This window comes from Oryzihumus sp., assembly GCF_036391795.1.
Taxonomy (GTDB): Bacteria; Actinomycetota; Actinomycetes; order Actinomycetales; family Dermatophilaceae; genus Oryzihumus.
On record NZ_DASVZH010000035.1, the window covers coordinates 1 to 14,257 of the forward strand.

15 protein-coding genes are annotated in these 14,257 nt (G+C 72.6%); 5 read left to right on the plus strand and 10 right to left on the minus strand.

The window, feature by feature from the left end; translation table 11 throughout:
- Positions 1–235 precede the first annotated feature (235 nt).
- The gene (locus VF825_RS01740; protein ID WP_331109493.1) at positions 236–844 is read left to right on the plus strand and encodes a class I SAM-dependent methyltransferase; all 609 of its coding nucleotides are present in this window, start codon (positions 236–238) and stop codon (positions 842–844) included.
- Between the two features lie 65 nt (positions 845–909).
- Entirely contained in the window at positions 910–2,073 is a 1,164-nt protein-coding gene (locus VF825_RS01745) for a M4 family metallopeptidase (protein ID WP_331109495.1), read from the plus strand.
- A 64-nt stretch (positions 2,074–2,137) separates the two neighbouring features.
- Here the strand turns inward: VF825_RS01745 and katG are convergent, their stop codons facing one another.
- The 7 genes from katG to VF825_RS01780 form a co-directional block, all read right to left on the minus strand.
- Positions 2,138–4,369: a catalase/peroxidase HPI gene (katG, locus tag VF825_RS01750; RefSeq protein WP_331109497.1), complete on the minus strand. Its 2,232-nt coding sequence runs from the start codon at positions 4,367–4,369 to the stop codon at positions 2,138–2,140.
- Positions 4,369–4,875, minus strand: coding sequence for a Fur family transcriptional regulator (locus VF825_RS01755; protein ID WP_331109499.1), 507 nt, complete (start codon positions 4,873–4,875; stop codon positions 4,369–4,371). The genes katG and VF825_RS01755 overlap by 1 nt, the downstream gene beginning before the upstream one ends.
- A gap of 131 nt (positions 4,876–5,006) precedes the next feature.
- Positions 5,007–5,924, minus strand: a complete 918-nt coding sequence (era, locus tag VF825_RS01760; RefSeq protein ID WP_331109501.1) for a GTPase Era — start codon at positions 5,922–5,924, stop codon at positions 5,007–5,009.
- Positions 5,921–7,246: a hemolysin family protein gene (locus VF825_RS01765; RefSeq protein ID WP_331109503.1), complete on the minus strand. Its 1,326-nt coding sequence runs from the start codon at positions 7,244–7,246 to the stop codon at positions 5,921–5,923. The genes era and VF825_RS01765 overlap by 4 nt, the downstream gene beginning before the upstream one ends.
- 13 nt (positions 7,247–7,259) lie before the next feature.
- Positions 7,260–7,727, minus strand: coding sequence for an rRNA maturation RNase YbeY (ybeY, locus tag VF825_RS01770; protein ID WP_331109505.1), 468 nt, complete (start codon positions 7,725–7,727; stop codon positions 7,260–7,262).
- A complete protein-coding gene (locus tag VF825_RS01775; RefSeq protein ID WP_331109507.1) occupies positions 7,705–8,784 on the minus strand; it encodes a PhoH family protein in 1,080 nt (359 codons plus the stop codon). Before VF825_RS01775 ends, ybeY begins: the two co-directional genes overlap by 23 nt.
- A 24-nt stretch (positions 8,785–8,808) precedes the next feature.
- Complete coding sequence (locus tag VF825_RS01780) at positions 8,809–9,171, minus strand: histidine triad nucleotide-binding protein (protein ID WP_331109509.1); 363 nt, start codon at positions 9,169–9,171, stop codon at positions 8,809–8,811.
- 70 nt (positions 9,172–9,241) lie between these two features.
- Here VF825_RS01780 and VF825_RS01785 point away from each other — a divergent pair, with 70 nt between their 5' ends.
- Entirely contained in the window at positions 9,242–9,799 is a 558-nt protein-coding gene (locus VF825_RS01785) for a SigE family RNA polymerase sigma factor (RefSeq protein WP_331109511.1), read from the plus strand.
- On the plus strand, positions 9,796–10,878 hold the full coding sequence (locus VF825_RS01790) for a Gmad2 immunoglobulin-like domain-containing protein (protein ID WP_331109513.1): 1,083 nt from the start codon (positions 9,796–9,798) through the stop codon (positions 10,876–10,878). The genes VF825_RS01785 and VF825_RS01790 overlap by 4 nt, the downstream gene beginning before the upstream one ends.
- Positions 10,879–10,881: 3 nt before the next feature.
- Here VF825_RS01790 and VF825_RS01795 read toward each other — a convergent pair whose 3' ends face one another.
- The 3 genes from VF825_RS01795 to hrcA form a co-directional block, all read right to left on the minus strand.
- Entirely contained in the window at positions 10,882–11,625 is a 744-nt protein-coding gene (locus VF825_RS01795) for a 16S rRNA (uracil(1498)-N(3))-methyltransferase (RefSeq protein ID WP_331109515.1), read from the minus strand.
- Between the two features lie 4 nt (positions 11,626–11,629).
- Positions 11,630–12,754, minus strand: a complete 1,125-nt coding sequence (dnaJ, locus tag VF825_RS01800) for a molecular chaperone DnaJ (protein WP_331109517.1) — start codon at positions 12,752–12,754, stop codon at positions 11,630–11,632.
- Positions 12,755–12,825: 71 nt separating this feature from the next.
- Positions 12,826–13,857 (minus strand): heat-inducible transcriptional repressor HrcA, encoded by a 1,032-nt coding sequence (gene hrcA, locus VF825_RS01805; RefSeq protein ID WP_331109519.1) that lies wholly within the window; start codon positions 13,855–13,857, stop codon positions 12,826–12,828.
- 76 nt (positions 13,858–13,933) lie between these two features.
- Between hrcA and VF825_RS01810 the strand changes: the two genes are divergently transcribed.
- Positions 13,934–14,257 (plus strand): DUF3097 family protein (locus tag VF825_RS01810; RefSeq protein ID WP_331109521.1); only part of this gene is annotated, 324 nt, incomplete at its 3' end.

Here is a 14,257-nt window from a genome sequence, read left to right on the forward strand (position 1 = left end):
GGTGCACGGCGTGGCCGACTACCGCGTCATGGAGTTCGTGCCGACCAGGACCGCGGCCGAGCTCGGGGCCTACCGCGAGAGCCCGCCAGCCTGACGGTGTGGTTCCGTCCCCTTCGATCGGGCCGACGATCACGTGCCGCGAGGGGCGGTGCGGCGTCGCCGGAGCGCGCACACTTGAAGGAGGTCGGCGCGTCGGAGCGGAGGGTCTGTGTCTGGAGGAGAGCCCCCGGGCGGGGTGCCGGAACCGCGGCAGGCCCGCAGCACAGGTGATTTCGAAGCTTCGTATGCAGCCGGGACACCGCCGTGGGACATCGGCCGGCCGCAGGCCGCCTTCCGCGAGCTCGCCGACCGTGGACGCCTCGTGGGCCGGGTCCTGGACGTCGGCTGCGGCACCGGTGAGCACGCCCTCATGGCAGCCGCGGCCGGGCTGGAGGCCACCGGCGTCGACACGGCCACCACGGCGATCGCCATCGCCCGGCGCAAGGCGGACGAGCGAGCGCTGCCTGCCCGGTTCCTGGTCCAGGACGCGCTGGAGCTCGCCCGCCTGGGCGAGTCCTTCGACACCGTCCTCGACTGCGGGCTCTTCCACGTCTTCGACGACGCCGACCGGCGCCGGCTCGTGGAGGGCCTGCGGGCGTCGATGCCGGTCGGCGCCTGGTACTACATGCTCTGCTTCAGCGACGCCGAGCCCGGGGACTGGGGGCCTCGTCGCATCCGGCAGGAGGAGATCCGCCTCAGCTTCGCCGATGGCTGGCGGGTGGAGGCGATCGACGCATCGCGCATCGAGATCACCATCGAGCCGGGAAGCGTCCACGCCTGGCTCGCGTCGGTGGTACGAGCCTGACCGGCGGTCGCTGGACGGCTGTCCCCGAAGGTGCGCGTGTCGGTCCCCGGGTGCACCGTAGGCGCATGGGGAACTCACACGCACAGCAACCGGTCTGCTCGATCCTGCCGCCCTACCTCGTGGAGCGGCTCACCCGCCACGACGACCCTGCCGTCGCCGAGGCCGCCCAGCGCACGCTGCGCCTCGACCGCGAGGTCCGCGGCCGGCGCGAGACCCGTGCCGCCCGGGTGGGCAGCGGCCGACGCGCCCCGTCCCAGCCGCCCACCGGCGCCGAGCAGGGGATCATCCCGCCCTACCTGCGTCACGCCCCGGCGCCGACCGCGCCACCGGAAGGGGTCGCCCCCGCAACGGGCCATGAGCCGCAGCGCCAGGTCGACGACGCCAAGCACGGCACGACGCTGCCGGGCACCCCGCTGCGCCACGAGGGCGAGCCGCCGGTCGCCGACACCTCGGCCAACGAGGCCTATGACAGCCTCGGCGCCACCTGGCAGCTCTACTGGACGGCCTACCAGCGCGACTCCCTCGACGGTGCCGGGCTGCCGCTGGTCGCCAGCGTCCACTACGACACCGGCTTCGACAACGCGTTCTGGGACGGCGAGCAGATGGTGTTCGGCGACGGCGACGGCACCTGGTTCCGCTCGTTCACCGACTGCATCGACGTCATCGGCCATGAGCTGACCCACGGCGTCACGCAGTTCACCGCGGGCCTGACCTACGTGGGCCAGTCCGGCGCCCTGAACGAGTCGGTGTCCGACGTGTTCGGCTCGCTGGTCAAGCAGATGTCCCTGGGGCAGACCGCGGAGCAGGCCGACTGGCTGATCGGGCAGGGGCTCTTCACCCCGCGGGTGCACGGGGTCGCGCTGCGCTCGATGAAGGCGCCGGGCACGGCCTACGACGACCCGCACCTGGGCAAGGACCCGCAGCCGTCGACGATGGACGGCTACGTCGACCTGCCCCACGACGACCAGCACGACAACGGTGGGGTGCACACCAACTCCGGCATCCCCAACCACGCCTTCTACCTGGCCGCGACCGCGGTCGGCGGCCACGCCTGGGAGGGTGCCGGCCAGGTCTGGTACGACGTGCTCACCGGTTCCGGGCTGCCCAAGGACGTGGACTTCCACGGCTTCGCCACGGCCACGGTCGAGGCGGCCGGCAAGCGCTTCGGCGTCGACAGCCGCGGGGCCACCGCGGTCCAGGACGCGTGGACGCGGGTCAAGGTGCTCTGAGCGGCCGGCCACCGCCGCGTCAGGGTCCGGGCCGGCCGGCGAGCGACCGGCCCGGACCACTTCGTCAGGACAGGTCGAACCGGTCGAGGTTCATGACCTTGTCCCACGCCGCGACGAAGTCACGGGCGAGCTTCTCCGTGGCGTCGTCGGCCGCGTAGACCTCCGAGATGGCTCGCAGCTGGGAGTTCGAGCCGAACACGAGGTCGACGGCCGTGGCGGTCCACCTGGTCTGACCCGTGGCGCGGTCCCGGCCCTCGTAGACGTGCTCCGACTGGCCGGAGGCCTTCCACTCGGTGCGCATGTCGAGCAGGTTGACGAAGAAGTCGTTGCTCAGCGTGCCCGGGCGGTCGGTCAGGACGCCGAGGGTCGAGCCCCCGGTGGTGGCTCCCAGCGAGCGCAGGCCGCCGACCAGGACCGTCATCTCCGGCGCGGTCAGCGTGAGGAGGTTGGCCTTGTCGAGCAGCAGCACCTCCGGCTGGAGCTTCTCGCCGGCGCGCAGGTAGTTGCGGAAGCCGTCGGCCCGCGGCTCGAGCACCGTGAAGGACTCGACGTCGGTCTGCTCCTGCGAGGCGTCGGTGCGACCCGGGGTGAACGGGACCGCGATGTCGAGGCCTGCGTCCCCGGCCGCCTTCTCGATCGCCGCGACACCGCCGAGCACGATCAGGTCGGCCAGCGAGATCTTCCGGCCGGAGTCACCGGCGTTGAAGTCCCGCTGCAGCTGGCCGAGCCTCTCGAGCACCGGGGCGGCGTCGGCATTGGACTCCCAGCTGCGCTGCGGCTCCAGGCGGATCCGCGCGCCGTTGGCGCCGCCGCGCATGTCGGTGCCGCGGAAGGTCGCCGCGGACGCCCACGCCGTGGTGACCAGCTGGCTGACCGAGAGGCCGGTGCCGAGGATCTGCTCCTTCAGCGCGGCGATGTCGCTGTCGCTGACGAGCTCGTGGTCGACGGCCGGCACGGGGTCCTGCCACAGCTGCGCCTCGGGCACCCACGGGCCGAGGTAACGCTGGACCGGGCCCATGTCGCGGTGCAGCAGCTTGTACCAGGCCTTGGCGAAGGCGAGCGCGAACGCCTCGGGGTCCTCGAGGAAGCGGCGCGAGACCTTCTCGTACGCGGGGTCGAAGCGCAGCGCGAGGTCGGTGGTGAGCATGGTCGGCCTGTGCTTCCTCGACGGGTCGTGGGCGTCGGGCACGTCGGCCTCGACGTCCTTGGCGACCCACTGCTTGGCGCCCGCGGGGCTCTCCTCTAGCTCCCACTCGAAGCCGAACAGCCTCTGGAAGAAGCCGTGGCCCCAGGTCGTCGGGGTGCTGGTCCAGGTGACCTCCAGGCCGGAGGTGATGGTGTCGCCGCCCGCGCCGGTGCCGTACGTGTTCTTCCAGCCCAGGCCCTGCTCCTCCAGCGGCGCGGCCTCCGGCTCCGGGCCGACGTACTCGGCGCTGGCCGCACCATGGGTCTTGCCGAAGCTGTGGCCGCCGGCGATGAGGGCGACGGTCTCCTCGTCGTTCATCGCCATCCGCCGGAAGGTCTCGCGGATGTCCCTGGCCGCGGCCAGCGGGTCGGGGTTGCCGTTGGGGCCCTCGGGGTTGACGTAGATCAGGCCCATCTGGACCGCGCCGAGCGGGTTGGCCAGCTCCCGCTCGCCGCTGTAGCGCTCGTCACCCAGCCAGGTGTCCTCGGTGCCCCAGAAGACCTCCTCGGGCTCCCAGATGTCCTCGCGGCCGAAGCCGAAGCCGAAGGTCTTGAAGCCCATCGACTCGAGGGCGACGTTGCCCGCCAGGACGAGCAGGTCGGCCCAGGAGATCGCGCGTCCGTACTTCTGCTTGACCGGCCACAGCAGGCGGCGGGCCTTGTCCAGGTTGGCGTTGTCGGGCCAGCTGTTCAGCGGGGCGAACCGCTGGGCGCCGGCGCCGCCGCCGCCACGACCGTCCTCGATGCGGTAGGTGCCGGCGGAGTGCCAGCTCATCCGGATGAACAGGGGGCCGTAGTGGCCGTAGTCGGCCGGCCACCAGTCCTGGGAGGTGGTCATCACCTCGACGATGTCGCGCTTGAGTGCCTCGACGTCGAGAGTCTGGAACGCCTCGGCGTAGCTGAAGTCCTCACCCATCGGGTTGGACAGCGGTGAGTGCTGGTGCAGGACCTGCAGGTTCAGCTGGTTGGGCCACCAGTCGCGGTTGCTGCGGGGCCGACCCGTCGTCTCGGGGGTCGGTGCGGGGATGACTGGGTTCTCGCTGTCGCTGCCGTGCTCGGTCACGTCGCTCGTTCTCCTGTCTGGCTCTTCGTGCGGTGGGCTGTCGCTCATCAGCTGAGCTGTCCCGGGTCCGGGGTCGTCGCGCGCCCCCGGTCAGGACCGATCTGGTGGCTCGGTGCGCCGTCGGCCGTGACGGGAGCCGTCGCGGCACACGCCGGGCACCGCCCCCAGAAGATCACCTCGGCCTCGTCGACCTCGAAGGGGGCGCCGTCGGGGGTCAGGCACGGGGCGTGGCCGACCACGCAGTCGACGTCGGCGATGGCTCCGCACGAGCGGCAGACGGCGTGGTGGTGGTTGTCCCCGACCCGGGCCTCGTAACGCGCGACGGAGTCCTTGGGCTGGAGGCGCCGCACCAGCCCTGCGGCCGTCAGCGCGCGCAGCACGTCGTAGACCGCCTGGTGGGAGACGGCACCGAGGTCCTGCCGCACCGCCCCGATGATCGAGTCGGTGTCGGCGTGCGGGTGAGCGTGCACGGCGGTCAGCACGGCGACACGGGGTCGGGTCACCCGCAGGGTGGCCTGCCGCAGCAGGCCCTCGAAGTCCGGCGTCGTCGGCACCCTCCGAGTCTGGCCCACCGTCTGGACCCGATCAAGAACGGGCGGCGGCACGCTGCCGGCCCGGTCGAGGGGCCACTGCCGCCCAGGCCCGGGGGCCGGCGACGCGGTCGCACCCCTGCCCGGGAGGCGGATCAGAAGCCCAGCCGCTGGAGCTGCTTGGGGTCGCGCTGCCAGTCCTTGGCGACCTTGACGTGCAGGTCGAGGTGGACCCGCTGGCCGAGCAGCGCCTCGATGCCCCGGCGGGCGTTGGTGCCGACCTCGCGCAGGCGGGAGCCGCCCTTGCCGATGATGATCGCCTTCTGGCTGGGCCGCTCCACGAAGACGTGCACGCGCACGTCCAGCAGCGGGTTGTCGGCCGGTCGCCCCTCGCGCGGCAGCATCTCCTCGACCACGACGGCGAGGCTGTGCGGCAGCTCGTCACGCACGCCCTCCAGGGCCGCCTCGCGCACCAGCTCGGCGATCATGACCGCCTCGGGCTCGTCGGTCAGGACGCCGTCGGGGTAGAGCTGCGGCGAGACCGGCAGGTAGGAGGAGAGCAGCTCGCCGACCTCGGCGACCTGGTCGCCCCTGGTCGCCGAGCACGGGATGATCGCGTCCCACTCCCCCAGCCGGTCGATGGCGATGAGGTGCTCGGCCAGGCGCTGCTTGTCGACCAGGTCGGACTTGGTCGCGATGGCCACGATCGGCCGCGTGCGCTTGGCCGCCTTGAGCTCGGCCAGCTCGCGGGCGATGAAGGTGTCGCCGGGGCCGATCTTCTGGTCGGCGGGCAGGCAGAAGCCGATGACGTCGACCTCGAGCAGCGTCTCGCGGACCAGGTTGTTCAGCCGCTCGCCCAGCAGCGTGCGCGGCTTGTGCAGCCCCGGGGTGTCCACGAGGATCAGCTGCGCCGTGCCGGTGGTGAGCACCCCGCGGATGGTGTGCCGGGTGGTCTGCGGCTTGCTGGAGGTGATCGCGACCTTCTGCCCCACCAGGGCGTTGGTCAACGTCGACTTGCCGGCGTTGGGCCGGCCCACCAGGCAGGCGAACCCTGCCCTGAACTCCTGTGTCACGAGGCTTCCTCCTGGCTCTCCGCCGCCGCGACCGGCATACCGGCAGTGCTGTTGTCGTCCTGCTGGGGCGAGCTCAAGGGTCGCACGACGACCGTCGCGACCCGGTGGCGGCGTCCCCCCATGCGCTCGGCGGTGAGGGACAGCCCGGCGACCTCGGCGTGGGACCCGGCGATCGGGACGCGCCCGATGGTCTTGCCGAGCAGGCCGCCGACCGTGTCGACCTCGTCCTCGTCGATGCTGACGTCGAACAGCTCGGCGAGGTCGTCGACGTGCATCGTCGCCGGCACGCGCACCGAGCCGTCCGGCAGCGGCTCCACGCCGGGAGCCTCGCGGTCGTACTCGTCGGCGATCTCGCCCACGATCTCCTCGATCACGTCCTCGATGGTGACCAGCCCAGCCGTGCCGCCGTACTCGTCCACCACGATCGCGACGTGGCTCTGGTCGCGCTGCATCTCGCGCAGCAGGTCATCCACCGGCTTGCTCTCGGGCACGAACTGGGCGGGCCGCATGGCGTGCTGCACCGGCTGGGCGGCCGCCTCCGGCGAGGCGTTGACGCGGCGCACGACGTCCTTGAAGTAGAGCATCCCGAGCACGTCGTCGGGGCCGGCGCCGACCACCGGGATCCGGGAGAACCCGCTGCGCAGGAACAGCGACATCGCCTTCTGCAGCGTCTTGTCGGCCTCGATGGCGACCATGTCGGGGCGGGGCACCATGACCTCGCGCACGAGGGTGTCGCCGAGCTCGAAGACGGAGTGGATCATCTCCCGCTCGTCGGCCTCGATCAGCGCGGACTCCCCGGCGAGGTCGACCAGGTCGCGCAGCTCGGCCTCGGACTCGAACGGGCCGTTCCGGTAGCCGTGACCCGGCGTGACCGCGTTGCCCAGGGCCACCAGCAGGCGGGCGACCGGCCCGAGCACCCGGCGCAGCAGCACCAGCGTGGGGGCGGCGAGCAGCGCGATCCGGTCGGCGTGCTGGCGGCCGAGGGTGCGCGGCGAGACCCCCACCACGACGAACGACACGACCGCCATGACGCCGATGCTGACCAGCAGCGCGACCGGGAACGAGTGCACCGTGCCGACCACGGCGAGGGTGATCATCACCGCGACGGCCGCCTCCGCGACCACGCGGACGAACGTCGCCACCGAGATGTATGCCGCGCTGTCGCCGACGATGAGCGCGAGCGCGGCCGAGCCGCGCCGTCCCTCCTCCTGCAGCTCCGCCGCACGGACCCGTGAGAGGCGGGAGATGGAGGACTCGGCGGCGGCGAGCAGGAACGCGACGAGGATGCTCGCGAGCGCCGCCAGGACCAGCTGGAGGACCATGGCCGACCGGGCCTCAGGCGCCGGCGCGGCCGCGTCCGGCCAGGAACGTCAGGAGCAGCTGACGCTGGAGCTCGAACATCTCGCGCTCCTCCTCCGGCTCGGCGTGGTCGTAGCCGAGCAGGTGCAGGATGCCGTGCGTGGTGAGCAGCAGCAGCTCCTCCTCGGTGGCGTGCCCGGCCTCGCGGGCCTGCCGCGCGGCGACCGACGGGCAGAGCACGATGTCGCCGAGCACTCCCTCCTCGGGCTCCTGGCCGTCCCGGCCGGGACGCAGCTCGTCCATCGGGAAGCTCATCACGTCAGTGGGACCGGGCAGGTCCATCCACTGCACGTGCAGGACCTCCATCGCCGCCTCGTCAACGAGCTTCAGGCACAGGTCGGCCTGCGGGTGGACCCGCATCTGCTCCATGACGTAGCGCGCGCACGCGACGAGCTCCATCTCGTCGAGGGCATAGTCGGTCTCATTGAGAACGTCGATGCTCACGGGGAGCAGTCACCGCCTTGGCGTTGGCTCGGCGCGCGGCGCGGTTGCCCGCGGGTCCGGTGGTCTGGTCGTCCCAGCGGCCGTAGGCGTCCACGATGGCGCTGACGAGGCGGTGTCGCACGACGTCGTGGCTGGTGAGCTGGGCGAAGTGCACGTCGTCGACACCCTCGAGGATGTCCTGCACGATCCGCAGGCCCGACTGGGTGCCGCCGGGCAGGTCGACCTGGGTGACGTCGCCGGTGACAACCATCTTGGCGCCGAAGCCGAGGCGGGTCAGGAACATCTTCATCTGCTCCGGCGAGGTGTTCTGCGCCTCGTCGAGGATGATGAACGCGTCGTTGAGGGTGCGCCCGCGCATGTACGCCAGCGGGGCCACCTCGATCGTGCCGGCCGCCATGAGCCGCGGGATCGACTCCGGGTCGATCATGTCGTGCAGCGCGTCGTACAGCGGGCGCAGGTAGGGGTCGATCTTGTCGTTGAGCGTGCCGGGCAGGAAGCCCAGGCGCTCGCCGGCCTCGACCGCCGGGCGGGTCAGGATGATCCGGTTGACCTGCTTGGCCTGCAGCGCGGCGACCGCCTTGGCCATGGCCAGGTAGGTCTTGCCGGTGCCGGCCGGGCCGATGCCGAAGACGATGGTGTGCTCGTCGATCGCGTCGACGTAGCGCTTCTGGTTCAACGTCTTGGGCCGGATCGTGCGGCCGCGGTTGGAGACGATGTTCATCGTCAGCACGTCGGCGGGCCGCTCGGTGGTCTGCGCCCGGAGCATGCCGATGGAGCGCTCCACGGCGTCGCGGTTCAGCGGGTGCCCGGCGCCGATGACGACGAGGAGCTCGTCGATCAGCCGCTCGACCAGCGCGACGTCGGCCGGGGCGCCGGTCAGGTGGAACTCGTTGCCCCGCACGTGCACGTCGAGGTGCGGGAAGGCCCGCTCCATCGTGCGCAGCAGCTCGTCGCGGGGCCCCAGCAGGGACACCATGGAGACTTCACGCGGGATGACGATCGTGTGGGAGGGCGCCCCCGCCTGCGCCTGCTCGGTCTGCTGTGGCTCGTCTGTCATCGTGTCCTCAGTCTACGTGCCCGCTCAGCCGGGCGGCCACGCCATGTCACGGCCGCCGAGCACGTGGGCATGGGCGTGGAAGACGGTCTGGTGCGCACGGGCACCGGTGTTGAAGACGGTGCGGTAGCCCTCCCACAGCCCCTCCTGGTCGGCGACCGCGCCGACCGCCTCCAGCAGCGCCACCAGCGCCTCGGGCGCCGCGGCCGCGAGCGCCGCCGCGTCGGGGTGGTGGACCTTGGGGATGACGAGCACGTGCACCGGCGCCTGAGGCGAGATGTCCCGGAAGGCGAGCGTGTGATCGTCCTCCAGCACCACGTCCGCCGGGACCTCCCGGCGGATGATCCGGCAGAACAGGCAGTCGTCCGTGGCGGTCTCCTGATCAGTCATGCGACCGAGACTATCGGCGCGTCAACCGTTTTCAGCCGCTGCGCGTCCTTCCTGCGTGAGAACGTTGACCGTGGCCGAACGGGGAGAGCGGACGAGCCCGGGGACGCAGCGGTGGGCGGCGGGGACGGCACTGACCGACCTGTATGCCGCGCACTGGGCCTCCCTGGTCCGCCTCGCCTGGCTGCTCGTCCGCGACCAGCAGGTCGCCGAGGAGGCGGTCCAGGACGCGTTCGTCTCGATGCACGCCCGCTGGCAGCAGCTGCGTGAGCCCGAGGCGGCGCTGGCCTACCTGCGCCGCTCCGTGGTCAACACCTCACGCTCGGTCGTGCGGCACCGGGTGGTGGAGGACCGGCACCTCGCCCGCGAGGCGTCCTCCCCCGGCACACCGTGGCGCACCACCGAGACCAGCGCCGAGGACCGGGCCCTGGCCCACGCACAGGGCCAGGAGCTCCTCGTGGCCCTGCGCGGGCTGCCCCGACGGCAGCGCGAGGTGCTGGTGCTGCGCTACTACCTCGACCTGACCGAGGCCCAGATCGCCGACGCGCTCGGCATCTCCCCCGGCTCGGTCAAGTCCCACGCCCACCGGGGGCTGAGCAGCCTCCGGAGCCAGATGGAGCCCCAGTCATGAGCGACGACGAGCTCGAGAGGCGGCTGCGCCGTGCCCTGCACGACGAGGCCGACCGCATCACCCCGACCGACCGATGGGACAGGATCCACGCCATGTCAGAGCAGCAGGACCAGGGAGCACGCCGGCCGCGCTGGCTGGCCCCCGTCGCGGCGGCGGCGGCCGTCGCGCTCATCGCCGGGGGCGCCATCGCCCTGACCCACCGCGGCGGCTCCGGCACCCCGACGCTGGCCAGCGCCACGACCTCCCCCACCACGTCTGCCGCGACCACGCCGACAGCGAGCAGCAGCCCCAGCACGGCGCGCACCACCACCCAGCAGCCGGGGGCTGCGCAGACCGTCACGACGGCCCTGCCGGCCTACTTCGTCGGCTCCAACGGCGGCACCGGCGACCGGTGGGGCCTGTACCGGGAGTTCATCAACGCCCAGCTCACGGGCCACGCCAGCGCCGACGACCGGGCCCGGGCCGCCCTGACCCTGGCCATGCACAGCCGGCCCAGCCCGGACTACCTGACCGCGTGGGCAGGCACCTCGGTGTCCGCGGTCAAGGTCTCCCCCACCGGCATCACCATCACGCTGACCAACAAGGGCGCCAGCGGCTTCACGCGGGAGCAGACGCGCCTGGCGGTGCAGGGGCTGGTCTGGACCGCGCAGGCGGCAGTCGGCAAGGGCACCCTGCCCGTGACCTTCACGGTCAGTGACGGCTCGACCGCCCTGTTCGGCACCTGGTCCACCGCGAAGAGCTACAACCGGCCGCCGGCCGACCAGACCTACCGGGACCTGGCCACGCTGTGGATCACGACGCCGCCGCGGGGCGCGGTGCTCCACGCGGGCAACGACGTGGTGGTCACGGGCGAGTCCTGCTCCTTCGAGGGCGCCTCGCAGTGGCAGCTCAAGCAGGGCCCGACGGTCGTCCGCTCGGGCCAGATGCAAGCCACCAGCGGCTGCCCGACCCGGGGCACCTGGCAGGTCGACCTGGGCACGCTCGCCCCCGGCACCTGGACGTTCCGGGCCTACGAGCGCGACATGCAGGGCGGCACCACCACCGTGGGCGACACCTCCCACACCTTCACGGTGCAGTAGCCGTCAGCGCCAGCGGCCGGCCGCGCTGAGCACGGCGAGCGCGGCCGGCCCGGCGCTGGAGGAGCGCAGGACCGAGTCACCGAGGCGCACGGCCACGGCGCCGGCCTCCTCGAACGCCGCGAGCTCCTCGGGGCTGATGCCGCCCTCGGGTCCCACGACGAGCACGACGTCACCGGCGGCCGGGAGCGCGACGCCCGCGAGCGGCGTACCGGCGTCCTCGTGCAGCACCAGGGCCAGCGCCGCGTCGCGCAGGCGGCCGGTGAGCTGGCGGGTCGTCTCCAGCGGCGCGACCACCGGGGCCAGGGGGCGGCGGGACTGCTTGGTCGCGGCGTGCACCACCGACTCCCACTTGCGGTGCGCCTTGGCGGCCCGGTCGCCGCGCCAGACGACGATGCTGCGCCCGGCCTGCCACGGCACGACCTCGTCGACGCCGAGCTCGGTGGCGGACTCGATCGCCTGCTCGTCGCGGTCCCCCTTGGCGAGCGCCTGGACGAGCACGAACCGCGGGTCGGGGGCGGCGACGGCCTCGACCGCCTCCAGCCGCAGGGTCAGCTCGTCGCGACCGGCGTCCTGCACGACCGCGGTCGCGCGGGTGCCGGTGCCGTCGGCGAGCAGCACCTGCTCACCGACCCCGATCCGGCGCACCGTTGCCGCGTGGCGTCCCTCGGGTCCGGTCAGCCGCACCGTGGCACCGACGGCGGCACCGTCGAGCAGCGCCGGGTCGACGAAGAAGAGCGGGGCGGTCACCGGCTCACTTGCCGAGGAAGGCGTCGCGCAGCTTGCCCAGCAGGCCGTGCGAGACGGGGGCGAGCTGGCCCTCGGGTCGCTCCTCCCCACGCAGGACCGCGAGCTGGCGCAGCAGGTCCTCCTGCTCGGCGTCGAGCTTGGTCGGCGTCTGCACGTTGACGTGCACGATGAGGTCACCCCGGCCGGTGCCGCGCAGGTGCGTGACACCCATGCCGCGCATGGTCACCACGTCGCCCGCCTGGGTGCCGCGGCGGATCTCCAGGTCCTTCATGCCGTCCAGGGTGTCGAGCTTGAAGCTCGTGCCCAGCGCGGCCGCCGTCATCGGCAGGTCGACCGAGCAGTGCAGGTCGTCACCGCGGCGCTGGAACGTCTCGTGCGGCATGACGTGGATCTCGACGTAGAGGTCACCGGCCGGGCCGGCGCCCTGGCCGACCTCGCCCTCGCCCGTGAGCTGGATCCGGGTGCCGGTGTCGACGCCGGCGGGCACGCGGATCTTCAGGGTGCGCCGGGTGCGGACCCGGCCGTCGCCGGAGCACTCGAAGCACGGGTCGGAGATGACCGTGCCGTAGCCCTGGCAGGCGGTGCAGGGCCGGCTGGTCATGACCTGGCCGAGGAAGGAGCGCTGGACCTGCTGCACCTCGCCGCGGCCGCCACAGACGTCACACGTGCGGGTGCCGGTGCCGGGCTGGGAGCCGTCGCCGTGGCAGGTGCCGCACTCCACGGCCGTGTCGATCGTCAGCTCGCGCTCGGCGCCGAAGACGGCTTGGGACAGGTCGATCTCGAGGCGGATCAGCGCGTCCTGGCCGCGGCGCTTGCGCGAGCGCGGGCCACGGGCCGCACCGCCGGCGGCGCCGCCGAAGAACGCGTCCATGATGTCGCTGAAGGAGAAGCCCTGGCCGAAGCCGCCGGCCTGGCCACCGTAGGGGTCGGCGCCCATGTCGTAGGCGCGCTTCTTCTCGGGGTCGGAGAGCACGTCGTAGGCCTGCGAGACGCGCTTGAACTCGTCCTCGGCCTCGGGGCCGGAGTTGACGTCCGGGTGCAGCTTGCGGGCCAGGCGCCGGTAGGCGCGCTTGATGTCCTCAGCCGAGGCGTCGCGGCTGAGGCCGAGGTCCTGGTAGTAGTCGTTCACGAATGTCCTTGTCCGGAGTGCGTATCAGGCTCGGTCAGGGGTCGGGGTCGGGCTGGGCTCGGGTGGCGGGCTCAGGAGGCGAGGATCTCGGAGACATATCGCGCGACCGCCCGCACCGAGGCCATGGTGGTCGGGTAGTCCATGCGGGTCGGGCCGAGCACGCCCAGGCCGGCGACCAGGGCGCGCCCGGTGCCGTAGCCGGTGCTGACCACCGACGTGGCCTGCAGGCCCTGGTGAGGGTTCTCGTGGCCGATGCGCACCGCGACCGCGTCGCTGTCGGAGCCCATCGTGCCCAGGAGCTTGAGCAGCACCACGTGCTCCTCCAGGGCCTCGAGCACGGGCCCGATGGTCAGCGGGAAGTCGGTGCCGAAGCGGGCCAGGTTGGCCGTGCCGGCCAGCACGACCCGCTCCTCACGCTCCTCCACCAGCGCGTCGTCGAGCGCACGCACGACGGCGCGCACCACGTCGCGGTCGGCCGGATCGAACCGGGAGGGCAGCGACTGCAGCTGGGCCGAGGCCTCGGTCAGCGGCTTGCCCGCGGCGTCGGCGTTGAGGCGGGTGCGGATCTCGGCGACGAGGCGCTCGCCGTCGGGCGAGAGCAGGTCACGGGCGGACTCGATGACCCGCTGCTCGACCCGGCCGGTGTTGACGATGAGCACCACCATGAGGCGGTGGCCGCCGACCGGGACCAGCTCGACGTGGCGCACCGAGCTGCGCGTGAGGGAGGGGTACTGCATGACCGCCACCTGGCGGGTCAGCGTGGCGAGCAGGCGGACCGTGCGGTCGACGACGTCGTCGAGGTCGACCGCGCCCTCGAGGAACTGCGCGATGGCGGCCCGCTCGGCGGGGCTCATCGGCTTGACCGTGCTCAGCTTGTCGACGAACACGCGGTAGCCGAGGTCGGTGGGCACCCGGCCGGCGCTGGTGTGCGGGGCCGAGATGAGCCCCTCCTCCTCCAGCGCGGCCATGTCGTTGCGCACCGTGGCGGCCGACACGCCGAGCTGGTGCCGCTCCAGGAGCGCCTTGGAGCCCACCGGCTCCGAGGTCTGCACGTAGTCCTGGACGATGGCACGCAGCACGGCCAGCCGTCGTTCCTCACTCACTGATGCCACCTCCTGGCGTCTCGGCAGACGAATCTGGCACTCAAACCCTGTGAGTGCCAAGTCTACGATGCCTGCCGTGACGGATCGATACGGCGCTGATGTCCTGTCCGGCGACTGGCGTGCCCCGCGGGGCGGGCGCTCCCGCGAGGTGGAGGCCGAGGCCGGCCTCGTGGTCGAGGACGTGGAGACCGGCTGGTGCGGCGCGGTCGTCCGCGTCGAGAAGGCCGGCGGGGTCCACGTGGTCCACCTCGAGGACCGCCACGGCCGGACGAAGGGCTTCCCCCTGGGCCCGGGGTTCCTGCTCGACGGCGCCCCGGTCACGCTGACCCCACCCACGGCCGCCGCCCGCGCCGCGGGTGAGGCCGCCCGGGCGGCCGCCGCGCGCACCGCCAGCGGGTCC

Excerpts from the sequence above, each read along its gene's own strand:
- VF825_RS01745 (WP_331109495.1), top strand. The coding sequence starts at position 910 with ATGGGGAACTCACACGCACAGCAACCGGTCTGCTCGATCCTGCCGCCC.
- katG (WP_331109497.1), bottom strand. The coding sequence starts at position 4,369 with ATGAGCGACAGCCCACCGCACGAAGAGCCAGACAGGAGAACGAGCGAC.
- VF825_RS01765 (WP_331109503.1), bottom strand. The coding sequence starts at position 7,246 with ATGGTCCTCCAGCTGGTCCTGGCGGCGCTCGCGAGCATCCTCGTCGCG.
- VF825_RS01775 (WP_331109507.1), bottom strand. The coding sequence starts at position 8,784 with ATGACAGACGAGCCACAGCAGACCGAGCAGGCGCAGGCGGGGGCGCCC.
- VF825_RS01780 (WP_331109509.1), bottom strand. The coding sequence starts at position 9,171 with ATGACTGATCAGGAGACCGCCACGGACGACTGCCTGTTCTGCCGGATC.
- VF825_RS01790 (WP_331109513.1), top strand. The coding sequence starts at position 9,796 with ATGAGCGACGACGAGCTCGAGAGGCGGCTGCGCCGTGCCCTGCACGAC.